At 53.5% G+C, this 17,810-nt stretch carries 15 protein-coding genes; 3 read left to right on the top strand and 12 right to left on the bottom strand.

The window, feature by feature from the left end:
- A partial coding sequence (locus GX441_03080; protein NLI97626.1) for a hypothetical protein occupies positions 1–168 on the top strand: 168 nt, incomplete at its 5' end.
- Positions 169–353: 185 nt separating this feature from the next.
- A complete protein-coding gene (locus GX441_03085; GenBank protein NLI97627.1) occupies positions 354–1,832 on the top strand; it encodes a PQQ-binding-like beta-propeller repeat protein in 1,479 nt (492 codons plus the stop codon).
- Positions 1,833–1,937: 105 nt separating this feature from the next.
- On the opposite strand, the gene GX441_03090 is transcribed toward GX441_03085, so the two are convergent.
- From GX441_03090 to GX441_03145, 12 genes are all read right to left on the bottom strand, one after another.
- Positions 1,938–4,889 (bottom strand): T9SS type A sorting domain-containing protein, encoded by a 2,952-nt coding sequence (locus tag GX441_03090; GenBank protein NLI97628.1) that lies wholly within the window; start codon positions 4,887–4,889, stop codon positions 1,938–1,940.
- The gene (locus GX441_03095) at positions 4,847–5,044 is read right to left on the bottom strand and encodes a hypothetical protein (protein NLI97629.1); all 198 of its coding nucleotides are present in this window, start codon (positions 5,042–5,044) and stop codon (positions 4,847–4,849) included. The genes GX441_03090 and GX441_03095 overlap by 43 nt, the downstream gene beginning before the upstream one ends.
- 451 nt (positions 5,045–5,495) lie before the next feature.
- A complete protein-coding gene (locus tag GX441_03100) occupies positions 5,496–6,338 on the bottom strand; it encodes an Fpg/Nei family DNA glycosylase (protein NLI97630.1) in 843 nt (280 codons plus the stop codon).
- A gap of 166 nt (positions 6,339–6,504) precedes the next feature.
- Positions 6,505–8,007: a T9SS type A sorting domain-containing protein gene (locus GX441_03105; protein ID NLI97631.1), complete on the bottom strand. Its 1,503-nt coding sequence runs from the start codon at positions 8,005–8,007 to the stop codon at positions 6,505–6,507.
- A gap of 276 nt (positions 8,008–8,283) precedes the next feature.
- Positions 8,284–9,828, bottom strand: coding sequence for a T9SS type A sorting domain-containing protein (locus GX441_03110; GenBank protein NLI97632.1), 1,545 nt, complete (start codon positions 9,826–9,828; stop codon positions 8,284–8,286).
- Between the two features lie 290 nt (positions 9,829–10,118).
- The gene (locus GX441_03115) at positions 10,119–11,672 is read right to left on the bottom strand and encodes a T9SS type A sorting domain-containing protein (GenBank protein NLI97633.1); all 1,554 of its coding nucleotides are present in this window, start codon (positions 11,670–11,672) and stop codon (positions 10,119–10,121) included.
- A 488-nt stretch (positions 11,673–12,160) separates the two neighbouring features.
- Positions 12,161–12,691: a CvpA family protein gene (locus tag GX441_03120; GenBank protein NLI97634.1), complete on the bottom strand. Its 531-nt coding sequence runs from the start codon at positions 12,689–12,691 to the stop codon at positions 12,161–12,163.
- Positions 12,688–13,032, bottom strand: coding sequence for a MerR family transcriptional regulator (locus GX441_03125; protein ID NLI97635.1), 345 nt, complete (start codon positions 13,030–13,032; stop codon positions 12,688–12,690). Before GX441_03125 ends, GX441_03120 begins: the two co-directional genes overlap by 4 nt.
- A complete protein-coding gene (locus GX441_03130; GenBank protein ID NLI97636.1) occupies positions 13,029–14,021 on the bottom strand; it encodes an NAD(P)-dependent glycerol-3-phosphate dehydrogenase in 993 nt (330 codons plus the stop codon). Before GX441_03130 ends, GX441_03125 begins: the two co-directional genes overlap by 4 nt.
- Complete coding sequence (plsY, locus tag GX441_03135) at positions 14,018–14,635, bottom strand: glycerol-3-phosphate 1-O-acyltransferase PlsY (GenBank protein NLI97637.1); 618 nt, start codon at positions 14,633–14,635, stop codon at positions 14,018–14,020. Before plsY ends, GX441_03130 begins: the two co-directional genes overlap by 4 nt.
- Positions 14,635–15,927 (bottom strand): ribosome biogenesis GTPase Der, encoded by a 1,293-nt coding sequence (gene der / locus GX441_03140; protein ID NLI97638.1) that lies wholly within the window; start codon positions 15,925–15,927, stop codon positions 14,635–14,637. The genes plsY and der overlap by 1 nt, the downstream gene beginning before the upstream one ends.
- 166 nt (positions 15,928–16,093) lie before the next feature.
- Positions 16,094–17,017 (bottom strand): hypothetical protein, encoded by a 924-nt coding sequence (locus GX441_03145; protein NLI97639.1) that lies wholly within the window; start codon positions 17,015–17,017, stop codon positions 16,094–16,096.
- Between the two features lie 117 nt (positions 17,018–17,134).
- On the opposite strand from GX441_03145, the gene GX441_03150 reads away from it, so the two are divergent.
- Positions 17,135–17,810 (top strand): hypothetical protein (locus GX441_03150; GenBank protein ID NLI97640.1); only part of this gene is annotated, 676 nt, incomplete at its 3' end.

The raw sequence follows: 17,810 nt of genomic DNA on the forward strand, positions 1-17,810 counted from the left end.
ACCATGTACGACCTGCCCAAGGATAATCTATTCTGCTACAGGGCATGGGTTGAACATACTCTAGGCGAGCAGAAATCCGTAGAGGCCTATTACATCTTCCTTACTCGCCAGAGCGATGGCGCATTCCTCTTGTACAAGCCCAGAAAGGACGCTCACAAGGCCGATTGACATTTTAGTCAGACTATTTTTAGAGACTCAGGGAAGTTGTAGAGAACGCAGAAGTACTAGAGACTGAACAGGGAACTATTTAGCATTTTTCATCAGCGGTGCGCAAAAGGGAATATGCTTGCTTTTTTACGGTATAACCTTTTATGAGAATTCCGAGATTTAATGATAAAAGCAAGGAGAGAAAAATGAAAGACCACAAAGTTCAGACTTCGAGGTACGGGAAAGCGTCTCTTTTCATGATATTGCCTCTTTTGTTCCTCGTTTTTCTCGGTGCGTCCACGGTATCCGACGCCCCGAACCTCGAACAAAAACAGAAATATGTTACGGACGAAATGATTGAACCCGAGATATCCGGGCAGGGCTCCGAAACGCTTGAGAATTATCCAAAGCTTGAGGTGACGAGTTTTGTTTCGGACGACGGCCGCAAGGGATGGAAAGCGAAGGTGCAGAACCCGCTTCCGCTTGCCTCTCCGGCGGTTGTGGATGGAAAACTCTACATAGGCGGAGGCTTCGGTTCATACGAGTTTTACGCATTCGATGCCGAGACAGGCAAGCCGCTCTGGCTCTTTCATTGCGGTGACGACGGTCCTACTGCGGCGGTGGTGGAGAAGGGCAGGGTCGCTTTCAACACCGAAAGCTGCATTCTTTATGTCCTCGATGCAAAGACCGGCAGAAAGCTCTGGGGCAAATGGCTCGGAGACCCCTTGATGAGCCAGCCCGCCATGAAGGATGACAGGGTCGTGATGGCGTATCCTAACCAGAAGGGCGGCCACTCAATCGCATGCATGAATGCCCAGACAGGGGATGAATACTGGGTAGATGACATCCCGGGCGAGATAATCTCGGCGCCCATAATCGCCGATGACAAGGTCTACGCATCCACTCTTGAAGGCTCCGTTCACTGCTTCAATCTCGCGAACGGAGAGAAGCTTTTTTCGAAGAAGCACCAGGCTACTTCAGCGCCCTGGGTATGGAAAGGTGAGATATACGTGAGCCTAAGAGAGGACGAAAAACAGATACAGGCTGGCAAGGAGATTGTCGTGCGCAGCGAAGGCCAGGGCAGGATTAACACCGCAGGCGAACGCGCAAATAAAGATCTGTGGGTCAAGCAGCATGCCGATTATCTCATTACGGATAATAGTTCCGAGTACGCCGCTGCACAGAAATCGCTGGATGCATCCGTAGGCTTTGGTTCAGCACCTGCTGCCGCAAAGCTCGAACAGGGTGAAGCCAATCTTGGCGTAGCCTCTGTTTCCGGAATCTGGGCCTACCAGGGTTCAAGACCCTCCATAATTATGGATCGTTCATACTCCTCAATGGGTGATACGCTGAAATCGCTTGACCCGGCGACGGGCAAGCTGCTGTGGCAGAAATACATAAAGATAAAGGACTCTCCAGGCGGCAGACCCTTCTCCCCTCCCTCTTACGCAAACGGAAAGCTCTATATAGGAGCCGTATCCGGCGAGATAATCTGTCTTGACGCCAGAGACGGAAAAGAACTATGGCGCTACAACTGCGGCGAACCTGTTCGCTTCCAGCCCGTGATTGCCAAGGGAAAGGTATACTGGGGAACGGACAACGGTTCCGTCTTTTGCATTGATGCAAGAGACCCCGATGCGGACGGCTGGCTTATGTGGGGCGGCAACGCGCAGCATAATATATAATTCTCACGTGATTTTATAGAACGATAGGCCAAAAAAAGAGGCGCGGATTGCGCGCCTCTTGGTGTTTTTCGCTTTCTTTCCGCGATAGGGAAAGGAATGAATTTACTATCTCAGCACAGTCACTTTTCTGACTACCGAGTATTCGGCGGATGAGAGCTTTACAAAGTAGACTCCGCGGGAGGGCGCCTGCCAGTTTATTGTGTATGTACCCGAGTTCATCTTACCGGAGGCAATGGTCGCCACAAGGTTGCCCGCAGCATCGTAGACCTTGAGGCTTACATTCGTCGAGTTTGCGAGTGCGAATTGGACTCTTCCTGCATCGGCCGTAAGGCTGAAGCTTGTGGGTCTCGGGGTTTCCTCGACGCCGCCCTGTTTGGTTCTGAAAACAGGTATAGCCTTGACTACATCCTTGCGGTTGCCGTCATTGGTCGATGTCGCTTTTATGGTTATCTCGTAGAACGAGCTGTCGGGAAGCGTCGTATCCGGCACAACCTCTATCCTGATTCGCTTATAGTTCAAAGGAAGGATCTCGCCGGATGTCCAGCCTGTACCGGTTATGGACGCGGTGATGTCGGCTCCGCCGTTAAGCAAGTCGAAGTAGCGCAGGTTCCAGGAAGCGTTGCCTGCAGTAGCTTTAACGATGAATACATCGGGGTTGCCTTCCTCGTCCAGATAGTCGTTCTGAACCTGCACGTGGAAGACGCCCTTGTTGCCGATGAGTATGGCCTGTTCCTTTGTCTGATGCTCGCCTGTCTGATTGTATACGTTGTCGCCGACGTATGTAGTATCGCTGATATTCTTAATCATGGCATCCGGCTGAGCGCTCGCGGTAACGACAAGACATTTAACCGCGTCAAATTCCTTGGTATTGCTCGTGCTAAGGGTGGACGTTGAGGTGACAAGAACCTCGTAGGATGTATCCGCTGTCGAACCGCCTGTCATCTCGACCCTTATCTCTCTGGAGCCGTCTGGGTCAAGCGAGCCGGTAGACCAGCCTGCGCCCGTTATCTGACCTGTGATGTCCGTACCGCCGGTGAGTGCGTCGTAGTATTTTACTGTCCAGCCGCCGCCGCCGTCTCCTGTCCCGGTTACGTTGTAGGCATCGACTGTGTTGGAGTCGTTTTCAATCTTTATGTGGAAAACGGAGGTCTTCCAGTAGTTCGTGACGTAGGATGAGGTCTGGTCCGTGCCGTCTGCGTTGTATATGCCGTCGCCGATGTAGGATGATTCGGTGGCCCTCTTCACGAGATTGTCGGGCTGGAAGTAACTGTTTACCGTTGTCGCGGCCCTGACTGCATCCTTGACAGCGCCGTAGCCTGGAGCTGTAGTGGTGACGAGTACGTTGTAGACCTCGGCACCCCACGCGCCTGCATTGGGTGTGACCTCGCAGCGAATTTCTGCCGTTGCCCCAGGTGCAAGCGAGGCAGATGTCCAGCCTGCGCCGGTGACGGAGGAGGTGATCTCGGTTCCGCCGGTAAGGGCATTGTAGTAGCGGACTGTCCAGGTAGCATGAGCAGACGTGCCGCTGCCGGTGCCCGTTACCGTGTATGCTTCGGCGTAGTTGCCGTCGTTCTGCAGCCTGACGTGGTAAACGACTGTTGCTCCAGCGTCGACGTTCTGGGATTTGGTCTGGTTGGTGCCGTCTGTGTTGTATACGTTGTCGCCGATGTAGGCGGCTGCCGCCTCGGCAGAGTTCTTGATGTGGTTGTCGGGCCTGTGGTTGATTACGGTCGTGGTAGCCTTGACTACATCGCGCTTCGTTGTATCTGCATTGGAACGCGATCTTGTCAGCACATCGTAGGATGACCCGAGAGGGGCCGATGCCGTAGGCGTAACCTCGCAGCGAATCTCTCTGGTAGCTCCGACCGCGAGCGAGCCTGTCGCCCAGCCTGCGCCGGTGACGGAGGAGGTGATGTTGGTTCCGCCTGTAAGGGCGTCATAGTAGTTGACGGTGAAGTTGGCGTTGCCTGCAGTGCCGAGGACGGTCATGTTGTCGGCCGAGTTGCCGTCGTTCTGGATGCGGATGTGGTATCCGGCAACCTGGAGGGGATCGGTAAACATGCTCTTTGTCTGGCTGGTTCCATCAAGATTGTAGACGTTGTCGCCGATGTATGCGGTAGCCGCTTCGGATGTAAGCTTGATGTGGTTATCCGGCTGGCGGGCCGAGGCTGTTGTTGTTGCACAGCGGACCACGTCGCGCTTTGTTCCGTCATTGATAGAAGTAGACGTTACGTCTACGTTCTGCGTAGTACCTCCGGGAACTGATACAGCGGGAGTGACCTCAACGCGGATTTCCCTGTAGCCCGTGGTCGCTATCGAGCCCGTGTTCCATCCCGGGCCGGTCACGGCTGCGGTGATATTATTACCTCCTGTGAGCGCGTCGTAGTACGTGTAAGTCCAGTTGGCAGGAGCAGCTGGACCCGTTATCCTGAAACTGTCGGTTGCGGAACCGTCGTTCGTCAAACGGATGTTGTAGATTGCAGTCGAACCAGGGTTGACGGTTTGCGCCTTGGTCTGTGAGCCTGAGGGGGTGGGATATTCGTAAATGTTGTTGCCTATGTAGCCCGCCGGGTTGGGGTCTGCCGAGTTCTTCACCCAGCTGTCGGGCTGGCGGGTTACCGGAGCTCCTGAACCCCATACGCGTACCCTGTCTATCTCCAGCCACCATGCCCATGTGGAAGAAACTTCCCAGTAAGTGAAGCGCACGTAGACCGTTGGCTGGCCTGCCGCGACTGCGCTTATGTTGAAGGAGTCGCGCTGTCCGGGACCGTTTGGGCTCACGTCTGCGAGATACTGAACCACCTGGGTCCATGTGGTTCCGTTGTTTGAGACCTCTATACGGGCTCGGTCAGATGCAGCCGCGTTGAAAACTATGCTGTATGAAAGCCATACGGTCGTGTAGCCGGTGCAGTTCATCGCGGGCGTCTGGAACCATGCGCCTGCCGGATACGTCGGGTAGATGTTATAGCGATCATCGTCGCGGTCCGCGCAGTATCCGCCTGCACCGCCGACCGTTACATAGTTAGTCCGCGTGTAGGTGTCGTTGTGCGCCTCCATGCGGTCGGAAACGAGGAGTTCTGAGTCCAGCCGGTTGGAGGGAAGGAGCCCTCGAAATCTTCCGAAAGAAGGTTCGTCTGAGCGGTTAAGGTTGGTGCAATGGCCGTAAAAGCTACAATTGCTAATACTAACCCTACTATCTTGTTTTTACTCATTCGCTTTCCTTTTTGAGAGTTTGTAAAATTTGTTGCCGCTTGAAGTAAAGGGGTAGCCCGTCCTTTCTTCAGAAGCACTTTAATATCTCAATTATAGGAAAAGTTGCTAGCATGTCAAGATGTTTTAAGATGTTTGCATTTTCATCAATGCTACAGATAAAATAATAAAATAAATATATCAATAATTTATATTGTTAACATAGGCTTAATTGCATAGATTCTATACCTTGCTACATATAAAATCTTAAATGTGTTTGTTAGGATAGAAACAGCCCGAACTGATGAATCATATTTTAGAATGTTTTTTATATCCTGATGGTTACATCCTGAACTATAATATCCCTTCTTTAGTTCTCTTTAGATGATAGTGCTTAATATATGTTTGAATAAACACAATTGAATATATTATATATATACCATAGTATTTTAATATGATTCGTTCAAAAGTTCTTCACTTAAGGAACTTGGATGTCCGGTTATCCGCAAGGACCCTGCCCCCTGTCTGGCATTTGGGACAGTAAAAGGTGTCGCGGGATGTTGTGGACACCCATTCAATCCTCGTTCCGCATCTCGGGCAAGGTTCGCCCTTGCGCCGGTGGACGTTCATGAACGGCCTCGTCTCGTTTATTTCGATTTTCGCCCCGGTCAACCTGCGGGTCTCTTCAATGGCCTCAAGGAGTGCGCTTCGGATCGCGTTGTAGAGAGCCTCCGCATCCTCGTGCGAAAGCTTTGACGCCTGCTTAGCCGGAGAGAGCCGGGCCCGCCATAGTATCTCGTCCGAGTACGCGTTCCCTATGCCCGCTATCTTGGCCTGGTTCAGGAGGAAGTTCTTGATCCTTTCTGCCGAGTGGGAGAGCAACGCTTCGAGCCGCTCAAGTGTAAATCCCTGCGACAGGGGTTCAGGGCCGAGTTCCTTTAAGTCATCGATTGTCTCCGGCTCTGCAAAAACCCACATGCACATCTTTTTTAAGGACCCCTCTTCGGCAAGGGCGAGCGAGGTGGCGTCCTCGAACTCAATGAGAGCGGCTGAGGATGCGGGCGCTTTCCTGTCTGAAGCGATTAGCTTGAATCTTCCGGCAAGCATCAGGTGCACGGTTATTCTGTGCCGCTCGAGCACGACGCTTACGTACTTCGCCCTCCGTTCGGCGCCTGTCACGCGCTGGCCTGCTATATCTGCTGGCACAAGCGTCTTCTGGATGTACGGCTTGAGGATCGATATCCCCTTGACACTCTTTCCATCGAGGCTGGTACAGAGGTTCTCCTTGAGAACCTCGAGTTCCGGAATCTCAGGCAAAATTAACACCCCGGAATCTTTTGCGAGCTAATCGAGTAGTAGCTTTGGATGGATGATACAAGAAGCATCGCCCCAAGCTTACTCTCGAGCCAAGTGATTGTCAAGAGCGCAAAAAAGGAGGCCGGTATCGGCCGGCCTCCGGAGATTTCTTAAAGGTTAGAAAAGCTCAATAAAGCAGTACCGCCTTGCGGACGCTTGTGTAATCGGCTGTTACGAGCTTGACGAAGTAGACGCCCGGACGCGCGTTCAACGTTGCCGTATGCGTGCCTGCGGTCATTGAACCGGAGGCAAGCGTTTCAACAAGGTTGCCTGCAGCATCGTAGACGTTCAGGCTTACGGAGCCGGCTGTCTTAAGGCTGAAGCTCACGACGTTGCCGGATACCGAAAGGCTGTTCTTCAAGGGTTCCGGGTTCTCCGAAACCGCCGTATGCTTGAAGCCGAGGCTCATTCCGAGCTCAGGCTTGCTTATAGAAGCGCCTGCTTTGTTGGTTGCCCAGAACCTGATGGTGAAGTCGCCGTCTCCAAGATCGACTATGTCTCCGAACTTGGCGTCAAACGTGTCGTAGGCGTTGAAGGTATTGCTAACCGAGTCTTCCATCAAAGCCATTAACGGACCCGTTATCTGGTAGTGCAGCCAGGCGTCTGTTTGCGTGCCTGCCTGTTCGGCGAACCTGGCCTCGGGGCTGAAGTTGTTAAACTGGTTCGAGTCAGGTGAAAGAATCTGTATCGGCGACACCTGCTCGCCCAGTTCTGCATCAAACCTGCGCTCGAGGTTGTTGTTGTTCTCGTTGGTATCCTCGGGATTGGATACGACGAACAGCGCTTTGTAGCTCTCTCCGCCGTCGGGCGTGAAGGGCTGGAAGGCGCCTATGGTGTTGTAGCCCGGATCGAGCGGAAAGTCCTGAAGCACCTTGTCGTATACGACTACGTAGTCGGAAAGCCTCGTTATCTTGCACTGAATGTCGGCAGGCTCTTGATCTTCCGAATTGCTGAACACCTTGCAGGTGGGCGTGAACGGTTCGCCGCCTACTTCCTTCTCGAATGGGCGGATTATCGCGGACATCTCGAGGTCAAGGTTTCCGCCTGTGTCAATGACTACCCATTCGCCGTAAACGATGAAATCGTCGAACTCCCAGTAGTTGATGTTCCAGATGTAGCCGTTGCCGTAGAAGTCTATGCGCACGTCGTTCTGTCCGAGCGCAAATGAGGTTATGTCGAAGATGTCGGTGGCAGGGCCGTAGCTCGCGTTGTTGTAGTCCCTGATGATGTTGGGGAACGTGGAGCCGTTGTCATTCGAGCCTCGAATCTGGGCGGTGTAGCCGCCGCCGTAATAGTTGTAGTAGTGCCATACCTTGAGCCATACCGATGTATACTGCGGATCAGAGCAGTCCAGAGTAGGCGATATCATACGGTCTGTAGCTGTCGTTGAAGGATAATAGTATATGTATGCCATGTAGTTATTGGTGGCTCTGGTCGCGCGGTTCCAGTCATTTGCGTCCACAGGAGAATCGTAGATTATCTGCCAGTTGGTCGGAGGCGAGGTTGTGCTCCAGGTCGAGTCAAAGTTCTGCCGATAAACGGTGTCCCTGACTATCTGAGCGTTGAGGCCGGGAATCATTACCGCGAATACTACTATTCCGGCAAGGATTCCAATTACCCTCTTCTGCATATTGCTCCTCCTTTTTTGAGAGGTTTTTATTGTTTATTTTCGGTTTTTGGATCTTCTCCTGAATTTTATTTAATCCAGCAACCTTCTATAAACTTCCAGTTCCGTCCTGAGTTTTTTTAGAACCCGGACAGAACCAACAAGTTAAATCTAGTCCAAAATCATCTTTTGTCAAGAGGGGGAGGGGTTAAAAATGGACAGGCGGCTCTGCCGCCTGTCTGAATCTTAAGGGATTGAGGCTTTACCGGCCTTAGCCGTCAAGTTAAGCCTTTGCGATATTTATCTTACGACTATCGCCTTGCAGACGCTCGAGTACTCGGGCGTTGCGAGCTTGACGAAGTATACGCCCGGACGCGCGTTCCACGTCGCCTGATGTGAGCCTGCATCCATCGAGCCGGAGGCGAGTATCGCAACCACGTTGCCCGCAGCGTCGTACACCTTAAGGCTTACGTTTGCTGACTTGGCAAGGCTGAAGCTGACCGCATTGCCTGCTGCTGAAAGCGCGTACTTGACCGGCTCGGGCTTCTCTTCGATGCCGGTGTAGGTGAAGGCTAGCGACTTCTCAGGCTTGCTTATCGGCACGCCCTTCGCACTGGTCGCCCAGAATGTGATGGTGTAGCCGCCGTCAGTGAGAACGTTCACCTCGGGGAATGTCGCCGTGTACTCTTCGTTGGCGGTAAAGTCGTGCGTTACCGAGTCCTCGGATACTACCGCCATGTATGCGGCGTTCTCCACCCTGTAGTGAAGGACTACGGCCGCTTCGTCAACGCCGGCCTTCTCGAGGAACTTAGCCGAAGGCGAGAACTTGTTCTGCTGGTTCTCCAAAGGCGCCAGAATCTCGGTAGGCGTCACTTCCTCGCCCAAAATGGCGATGAACTTCTTCTCCATATTATCGTTGGCTGGAACCGCGTCATCGGCGCCGGTGACAATAAAGACCGCCTTGTACTGCTTGCCGCCTTCAGGGGTGAACAGGGGGAAGGCGTCGACGGTCGTATATCCCTCGGGGAAAGGCACGTCGGAGAGCACCTTGTCGTACACGACAGTCATGTTTTCGAGGTCCGTTATCCTGCATTCTACGTCCGCAGGCCATACGGGATCTGCCGCATAATTGGGCTCGACATAGTTGGTGTAGAGGTATATCTTGCAGGTGGGTTTGAAGCCTACTCCGCCTTCTTCCTCGTTAGCGGGACGAAGGATATTGGAGAGCTGCCAGTCGAATGTATCCTCAGATGGAGGACCGCCGCCTTCGATGCCGTAAACGACGAAGTTATCGACGTACCAGTAGTCGAAGTTGTAGGCATTGCCGTCGCTGAAGAACTCAAGCACAACATCGTCTTCGCCGAGCGCGAAGCTCGATATGTCTATGCTGTCGCGGACGGGTCCGTAGTTAACCGCTGAACCGCCAAGGTCGTAATCGGTTATAACATTGGGGAACGTCTCTCCGCCGTCCGAGGAACCGCGGAACTGAGCCGTATGAGCGCCTGAGAAGTCATCGTAATACACGTTTAATGCCACCCATATAGCGGAGAAATCAGGGTTCGAGCAGTCGATTGTCGGCGATATCAGTCGGTCGGTCCACGTTCCGCTAACCCAACCGAGACGCGCCGAGCCGCCGCTGAAGCCCGTGTTCGTGTAGTCGTATCTGTGCCAGTCTTCTGTACCTGCCGGGTCATTGTAAATGATAGTCCAACCCGTAGGCGGTGTGGTTGTCGTCCAGGCGCTGTTGAAGTTTTGTTCAAGCAGCACCGTCTGTGCGCTGAGCCCGGGAACAAGGGCCGCAAACAGAAGAAGTGCAGCCGCTATCCCGATTACTTTTTTACTCATAGTATATCCTCCTACTCTATTAATAGAGGTTTGTTAGTTGCATGCTCAGTTTTATATCTTGAGGTATCTCACCCTCAAAGATATCCGCTATCTTTGTTTTTGCCCTGTCTCAAAGATCTTGTATGGAATATTACCCAATATGATCGAAAAACACCACATGATACAGGAATTTATCCAAAAATCGCTGATTGTCAAGGGGGGATAAACGCTGCAGGCGTTTTTTAATCTAAAAACGCCTGCAGCTGCAGAAAAGGGTTTAGCAAGACCTTAAAAAGGTCTTAACCCATTGTTTATCTAACTACAATAGTCTTGCGAACGCTCGAGTAGTCGGGCGTTACGAGCTTGACGAAGTACACGCCCGGACGCGCGTTCCACGTCGCTTGATGCGTGCCTGCGGTCATTGAGCCGGAGGCGAGAGTGGCGACCACGTTGCCCGCAGCGTCGTACACCTTGAGGCTTACGTTCGCTGACTTGGCAAGGCTGAAGCTGACCGCATTGCCTGCTGCTGAAAGCGCGTACTTGACCGGCTCGGGCTTCTCTTCGACGCCTGTGTAGTTGAAGGCAAGCGACTTCTCAGGCTTGCTTATCGGCACGCCCTTCGCGCTGGTCGCCCAGAATGTAATGGTGTAGCCGCCGTCAGTCAGAACGTTCACCTCGGGGAATGTCGCCGTGTACTCTTCGTTGGCGGTAAAGTCGTGGGTTACCGAGTCCTCGGATACGGCCAGATACGCCGCGTTCTCCACCCTGTAGTGAAGGACTACGGCCGCTTCGTCAACGCCTGCCTTCTCGAGGAACTTAGCCGAAGGCGAGAACTTGTTCTGCTGGTTCTCCAAAGGCGCCAGAATCTCGGTAGGCGTCACTTCCTCTGCAGCGCCGGTCGTGAATTTCTTCTCCCTGTTGTCGTTGTCGTGGTCGATGTCGTCGGGGTTGGTAACGATGAAGAGCGCCTTGTATTGCTTGCCTCCTTCAGGTGTAAAATCCGGAAATGCGCCGACAGTGGTGTAACCCATCTCGAAAGGCACGTCGTGCAAGACCTTGTCGTATACTACATTCATGTTCGAAAGGTCCGTTATCCTGCACTCGACATCCGCTGGCCAGGTCTCGGCTGCCATAAGGTTGGGCTGATCGACCGTCACGTCAAGGTACACCTTGCAGGTTGGCTTAAATGGGGCCGCCTCTTCCTGATCGTAAGGGCGAATGATCTGCACGAGCTGGAAGTCGATTAAGGTGTCGCCGCCCGGACCGCCGCCTGCAGTCCCCCAAAGGTTGACGTTGTCTATCTCGAACCACCAGGCCCAGGTGGTGCCTGTTTCATAATAAAGAAAACGAACGCGGGCGTCTGACAGACCGCTTACCCACTGGCTTATATTGAAAGAGTCGCGCTGGCTTGGGCCGTTTGGGTTCTGGTCGCTTGTGTACTCTACCACTGTCGCCCAGCCTTCGCCGTCCCACGCTTCGACCCTGGCGAAATCATACGAGCCTATATCGTTGTAGGAAAGGTTGTAGGCGAGCCATACTACTGGGTAGGTTGATGCGTTGAAGTTAGGTGACTGAAGCCAGCTTCCGGGATAAACGATGCCGGTATAATTGTTGTTGTCGTCATCGCAGTCGGCGCAGTAGCCTGAACCGCCTGTATAGTTCGGGTTGTTGGTATACGGATATGTCGAAGGTGCGCCGTTCTGAGCGTAGCGCCATTGCTCGTTGTTGGTTGTCCAGCCCGCGGGCGGGAATGTGCCGCCTGCGTTGAAGTCCTGCTGAAGCAGGCTTGTCTGAGCATTTAGGCCAGGAACTAAGGCTGCAAGAACAAGGATTGCAGCCGCTGACCATAGAACCTTTTTTATCATGTTTATCCTCCTGAATATGGAGTATTTATAGTTAACGTTAACCGTAATGCCACGTAAGCGGATTTTTTTACCTGGGAAAAAACCGCTTTCCTCGTAATCGCCCTTAACTCTCACATCAACTTCCCACCCAAACCATGAAGCCTAATATACTCAAAATAACAATCTTGTCAAGCAAGCGTTTTCATCTCAATAAGTCTTAGATTTGCAAAACTTATAGTTTTGATTGCAGGATCATACTTTAATTGATATTGTTGCGTAATTTAGTATTTTGTCTCTTATATATATATATTTTTGCTATTAAACCATGCAGATATACTGATGTTCGGGACTCTCCAAGCCATCCTCAAAGGATGACGTATCTTTCGGAAACTGGGGATTAGGATGGGGCTCGTGGAGGGTTGAGGGAAGCTAAGAAGGGCGAGGAGAGCGATGGGGGTTGATGAGGACTTAGGAGGGCTGAGGAGGGCGAGGAGGGCGAGGAGGGCTGATTAAACAGGAGCCGGAGAGAATATCCCTCCTGGTACGGGCGTCTTGCCTGTAGTCACGAGATAAAGAATCCAGACAAGCACACGGACGAGCCTGGTTTCAAGAAACGTGTTGCGCATCCCGGGCGATATCTCAAGAATCACCCACAGGAGAAACATTACTACGAAGATCCCTATGAGCAGACCTGCAAGAAAACCCAGGAGCTTGTTAAGCCAGCCCAGGAGTATCGCGTCGAAGAGCTTGGTCAGGAGATAGACGATAATGGCCACGAGAATCATCGCTACGACGAATATTGCAAGGAAGGCAAGGGCTGTGGCAAAGAACTCCGAGTCCACCTTCGGTTTGAAGATAAGGGCGACGTAGGGCGCAAAATGCCATGCAACGAGCAGCGCTCCGACGAATCCTGCGATGGAGCCCAGCACCTTTATCGCGCCCTTGGCTAGCCCGGCAAGAGCCGTGCCAAGGATAAGGAGAAGGGCAATGCCGTCTATTATCCACGGCAGGGCGGAGGGAGGAGGGGGACCGGGCATCATCTCTTCTCCAGAATTTCTATTACCTCTCTTATCTGGCTTTTGAGGAACTCGACGAGTTCGGAGTTGACCTTTGAGAGGGGAAGCTGGAGCTGGTCTGAAAGCGCGTAAAGGGTCTTGATGCGCTTTCTTGCGCCCTCTAAAGAATACCCCTCCTGGTGCACGAGCCTTGAGATGAGCCTCGCTATCTCGATGTCATGCTCCGAATAGCAGCGCCTCCCTGAGGAGTTTTTTTTCGGCGAGAGCCAGCGGAACTCCTTCTCCCAGTATCTCAGGACATGCGCCTTTATGCCAGTGAGGCGGACGGCCTGGGTTATCGTGTAGAACTTCTCATCGCCCATCACCAGACCTCGTGCTTGAGCGGCCGCGAAAGAAGCGTCTTGAGCTGGCTTTCGGGCGACGCCTGCCTGAAAAGGACCTTGTACACGGCCTCCGTTATCGGCATCTCTACGCCGTATTTCTTCCCTAGCTTCAGGGCGACCCTGCAGGTCTCAACGCCTTCGGCGACCATGCCCAGCTCCTCTAGGATAGCCTCTAATGCCTTTCCCTGCGCGAGCGCAAGACCAACGCGGTGATTGCGCGAGAAAGGGTTCCATACGGTCGTGACCAGGTCTCCCCAGCCCGCAAGTCCTGCGAACGTACGCGCGTTCGCGCCCATCTTCTCGCCGAGCCTTGTGACCTCGGCAAGACCCCTTGAAATGAGAGCCGCTCTCGTGTTGGTTCCCGAACCGAGTCCTTCGGCAATGCCGCAGCCTATGGCTATCACGTTCTTCAGCGCGCCTCCCAGCTCTACTCCAACCGGGTCCTCCGAGCGGTAGACCCGAAGGTTCTTGAACGAAAAGATCTTTTGCGCAGCCTCGACGGATTTGGCGTTTCTTCCCGCGGCAACGAGCGCGGTCGGCTGTCCCTGGAGAACCTCGAGCGCTATGGACGGACCGGAGACGACGCACGGCTCCGATTCGGGGAACCGCTCGAGCCACACCTCCGTGGGCCTTGCGCCGGTCTTCACCTCAAGGCCCTTTATCAGGCTGACTACGTGGTGCGGAGGTTCGTAGTTCTTTACAAGAAGCCGGAGAGTCGCTCTAAGCGCCTGGCAGGGTACGGCAAGCGCGAGAAGGTCGGCGCCCTCAACCGCTTCTCGTATCTCGGATGTGTAGAGAAGCTTCTCCGGTATCCTTACGCCTGGCAGCACGCCCGGAAGCCTGTGCGTGAACCCAAGTTTCTGAACCCTTTCCCGGTTTATCTCCCATAGTCTTATATCGTGTCCAGCCTCGTGAAGCATTATTCCCATCGTTGTACCCCACGCACCCGCGCCTAAAAAACTTATCCTCATTTTTTCCACATCCTTTTCCACAGTCCTGCCCTCTGCTCTTTGCCCCATGCAAGCCTTACCATGTTTCCCCTGTGAGCCCAGGCGACGACCAGGGCCGCGCCTGCCGCGGCCGAGATCAGCGATATCTCCGGGTTCAGTCGCGACCAGAGGAATATGGACAGAGGAAGCGCCGCAACGGCCGTTATCGAGGAGACTGAGACGTAGCCTGTTATCAAAAACATTACCGCCCATAAGACCAGTATCGAGACGGCTGGCAGAGGAGCAAGAGCGAGAAAGACGCCGAGGGTCGTGGAGACGCCCTTGCCGCCCTTGAATCCCAGCCACGGCGAAAAGATATGCCCGAGTACGGCAAGACCTGCGACAATTCCCGGATAGGGCGAGAAGATGAAGGCCAGATAGGCAGGAGTGAAGCCCTTCAAGGCGTCAAGAAGCCCGACGGCAATTCCCCAGCCCGTTCCGAGCGCCCGCATGGAGTTGGTTGCGCCGATGTTTCCTGAGCCTATCTTGCGTATCTCCACTCCCTTCGCCTTTGCTGCGAGATACCCGAAGGGTATTGAACCTGAAAGGAAACCGAGAGCGCCCAGAATGACCGTATCCCAGAGAGGCGATATCATCATCTTCTCCTTGAAGCCGGCTTTATCTTGAGGTTGGTGCCCTCGAACCCGAATGCAGTCCTGAACCTGTTGGTCATGAATCTCATATACGAGGGCTCTATTTCATCGGGTTTGTTCGTCTCGAGTATGAAGAGAGGAGGCGCGCCCTCCTTCTGCACGAACCTGTAGAACTTCAGACCGTTGCCGGGCATGCGTTCGGAGGTAAGTTCCTTGAGGAATTCTGCGAGAATCTCCTTTGAGATCCTCTTCCTGCGGCGCAGGGCAACCTCTGCGACCGCGGCAACGAGTTCGTCGAGTCCCTTCTTCCCGAATCCTGACGTAAGCACCCTGAAGAAGTGCTCCATGCCCTTGAGTTCGCGGGAGACGTCGTCGAGCTTTGTCCTCAATGCCTGCTGGTCGAAAAGGTCTATCTTGTTCAAAACGAAGATAAGCTCCTTGCGCTCGTCTATCACCTCCGCGGCAAGACGCTTGTCCTGCCTTGTTACGCCCTCTGTCAGGTCTATGAGAAGGAGCACAATCTCCGCCCTCGCAATAGCCTTGCGGAGCCTTGTTGACGCGTAGTACTCGACGTTTTCACTGATGTGGGTGCGCCGGCGAAGGCCTGCGGTATCAACCAGCCTCCACACCTGGCCCTCGACCTCGAGATAGGTGTCTACGGGGTCCCTCGTGGTTCCGGGTTCTGCGTCCACAACCGCGCGCTCCTCGCCAACTAAGGCGTTGAATAGAGTCGACTTGCCCACGTTAGGTCTGCCCGCTATGAGAATCTTTATCTCCGAGCGCGGCTCCGCCTCGGAGTCAAGCGTTAACTTCGGAATCACCGCATCCAGAAGCTCTCCGAAGCCCACCCCGTGCTCGGCGGATACGAGGAAAAGCTCGAGCCCGCCGAGGGCGTGGAACGTGTGATGCTCCCATTCGGCAGTCTTCACGTCGGATTTGTTCACTATGATGAAGTAAGGCTTATCTTCCTTGCGAAGCTTGTCTGCGAGAGCCTTATCCTCCGGGTGAAGACCCTCCTTGCCGTCAACAACGAGAAGGACGAGCTCCGCCTCCGCTATCGCTAGTTCGACCTGGCGCTTCATCTCGGCCTCGAGCGGCCTGCCCGGCTGAGGGATGAACCCGCCCGTATCGATGAGGGTGAAGGATTTCGCAAGCCAGGTTACGGTGCCGTAGAGCCTGTCGCGCGTGATGCCGGGCTCCTTGAGGGTTATTGCCTCGCGCCGGCCCACCAAGCGGTTGAAAAGGGTAGATTTGCCGACGTTGGGCCGTCCGACCAGTGCGACGACGCCGTTCATTAACGCGGAATCTCCCAGAATACGCAGAAGATGTGCATCTTGCTAATGATACAACGAGAATGCGCCTGAGTCAACCGCGAAGCTTCGAAAGCACGAACCCCAACGACCTTCGCACAAATACGAAGCCAGATGCCTGCCATCTTATTGCTGGCGCTGCCGCTTGCAGCTACGCATCTTCGAGTATTTTCTTGACTATATAGGTAATCCACAACCCCGGCTTTTTTTGCCCGTCAAAATCCACCCATGCCGACTTCATGAATGACGCGTCGGTCTGCCAGTAGCCGTCGCTTCTTTGAGCGCTCCTGAGGAGTTCGGCTGCCTCTTGCGCGCGCGGGTCGCTTGAGAGCTTGTTGCGTTTCAGCAGCGCAAGCATCTCTATGAGATTGGTCTTGTAAGGGTACGGATAGAAGTTTTCGACTATCGATTTTTCAATCGGTTCTCCAGTAGACAGCCTTCTGAAGAGCTTGTGCCGGAGCATGTATTCAAGACCAGCTTGCAGTTTGGCGCCGACCTCTTTCAGCCGGGCGATTCTTTCCGCATATTCGCTTAAAGCCGCAACCGATTTCACCACCCCGTAATAGCAGGGGGTCTTTTTCATGCATCCACCCCAGCGGGTGTAGAGGTCTTTACCGCTCCATTTGCAGTCCGCGCCCCTTTCGGTGCTCTGATATTCGAGAATCCACCGGATGCCGTCATCTATTTTTTCCTTTTCATGAGGGCGCATCCGAATGAGGATTCTCGTTATCATCGCATTGTGGCAGGCAAGCATCCCGTCACGCTCTCCTGTCAAGGAAAAGCCTTCCTTCGTGTGCGTTCTATCCGTCAAGAGCCTAAGCCATTCCTGGACTTCGGGAAGACTCTCCGAAAAGGGAATCTCCGAGAGCTCAAGGAGCCTCCACTCTATTGCCCTTAAGCCTACAAAGGTCTGAGGCCCTTTCTTCGGCTCAACTAGAAGCTTTTCGACGAGTTTCGACCTGCCCAGGAGTTCGCGTGCATCTTCAGCCTTGTTCAGCTGTTTTCTGTCGAAAAGCTCTTTCAGAACCAAAGCGCTGTCTTTTTCCATATCCACCTGACGTTTGACTGTCTGCACAAAAGATTGAGCCTCATTATGCGCCTGCTTCCGGTCCGAGTCAACCGCGAAGCGCAGGCATGGATTCAGATTTGCTGTATAGCTCGATGTATTGACAAGAAAGCCCGGTTACGTATATTGAAGCTTGAACGTTTCAAACCAGGGAGTTTTATGGCACAAGGCATAGCAAAATTGAAGGTTATTCTTGCAGTACTTGCGCCCTTTATCTGCACCGCCGGTATCGTATTCGACGAAACGCAAGAGACAATTAAGCCCTGGAATGTCCAGCTGGGCTTCGGGCAGATCACTCTGGGATATTCCACCTACCATAGATATGATACCTTATATTACGACACCTTTCCTGAATATTATCCTTCGTTCGGCATTCAGGGGTTCCCGGAGGCGTGGTTACGGACCGGCATCACGGAAAGGCTCGAGCTCTGCGCCGCGTACGACTTGGATTACAACTACATCGGAGCCGGCTTCAAGTACGGTTTGATAAAGGATTATCTTGCCGCTGGTGCGGACGCAGAGATGGGCTTTGGAACATCGTGGGGCGACTGGTCGCTCCAGGGGACCTTAATCGGAGGGTATCCGGGCAAGGTGATTGTTCCCTACGCTATCCTGCGCGTGAGAAACTTCTACTCGAAGTTCCTGGAACCCGGCTCGGCAAGGCTTCTTTGCTCGACAAATCTTGCTCTGGGTGCAAGACTCAAGCTCCTTAGGATATTGTCCTTGTATGGAGAGCTGGGAGTATCGCTCGGCAAGTTCTCAAGGGGTACGCTCACGAGTCCTGGCATTGCTGCGCCCTTTC

Source organism: bacterium (assembly GCA_012517375.1).
GTDB lineage: Bacteria > Hydrothermota > Tepidihabitantia > B3-TA06 > B3-TA06 > JAAYVC01.

Coding starts and splice junctions, on each gene's coding strand:
- GX441_03085 (NLI97627.1), top strand. CDS start 354: ATGAAAGACCACAAAGTTCAGACTTCGAGGTACGGGAAAGCGTCTCTT.
- GX441_03090 (NLI97628.1), bottom strand. CDS start 4,889: ATGGAGGCGCACAACGACACCTACACGCGGACTAACTATGTAACGGTC.
- GX441_03095 (NLI97629.1), bottom strand. CDS start 5,044: ATGAGTAAAAACAAGATAGTAGGGTTAGTATTAGCAATTGTAGCTTTT.
- GX441_03105 (NLI97631.1), bottom strand. CDS start 8,007: ATGCAGAAGAGGGTAATTGGAATCCTTGCCGGAATAGTAGTATTCGCG.
- GX441_03110 (NLI97632.1), bottom strand. CDS start 9,828: ATGAGTAAAAAAGTAATCGGGATAGCGGCTGCACTTCTTCTGTTTGCG.
- GX441_03115 (NLI97633.1), bottom strand. CDS start 11,672: ATGATAAAAAAGGTTCTATGGTCAGCGGCTGCAATCCTTGTTCTTGCA.
- GX441_03120 (NLI97634.1), bottom strand. CDS start 12,691: ATGATGCCCGGTCCCCCTCCTCCCTCCGCCCTGCCGTGGATAATAGAC.
- GX441_03130 (NLI97636.1), bottom strand. CDS start 14,021: ATGAGGATAAGTTTTTTAGGCGCGGGTGCGTGGGGTACAACGATGGGA.
- plsY (NLI97637.1), bottom strand. CDS start 14,635: ATGATATCGCCTCTCTGGGATACGGTCATTCTGGGCGCTCTCGGTTTC.
- der (NLI97638.1), bottom strand. CDS start 15,927: ATGAACGGCGTCGTCGCACTGGTCGGACGGCCCAACGTCGGCAAATCT.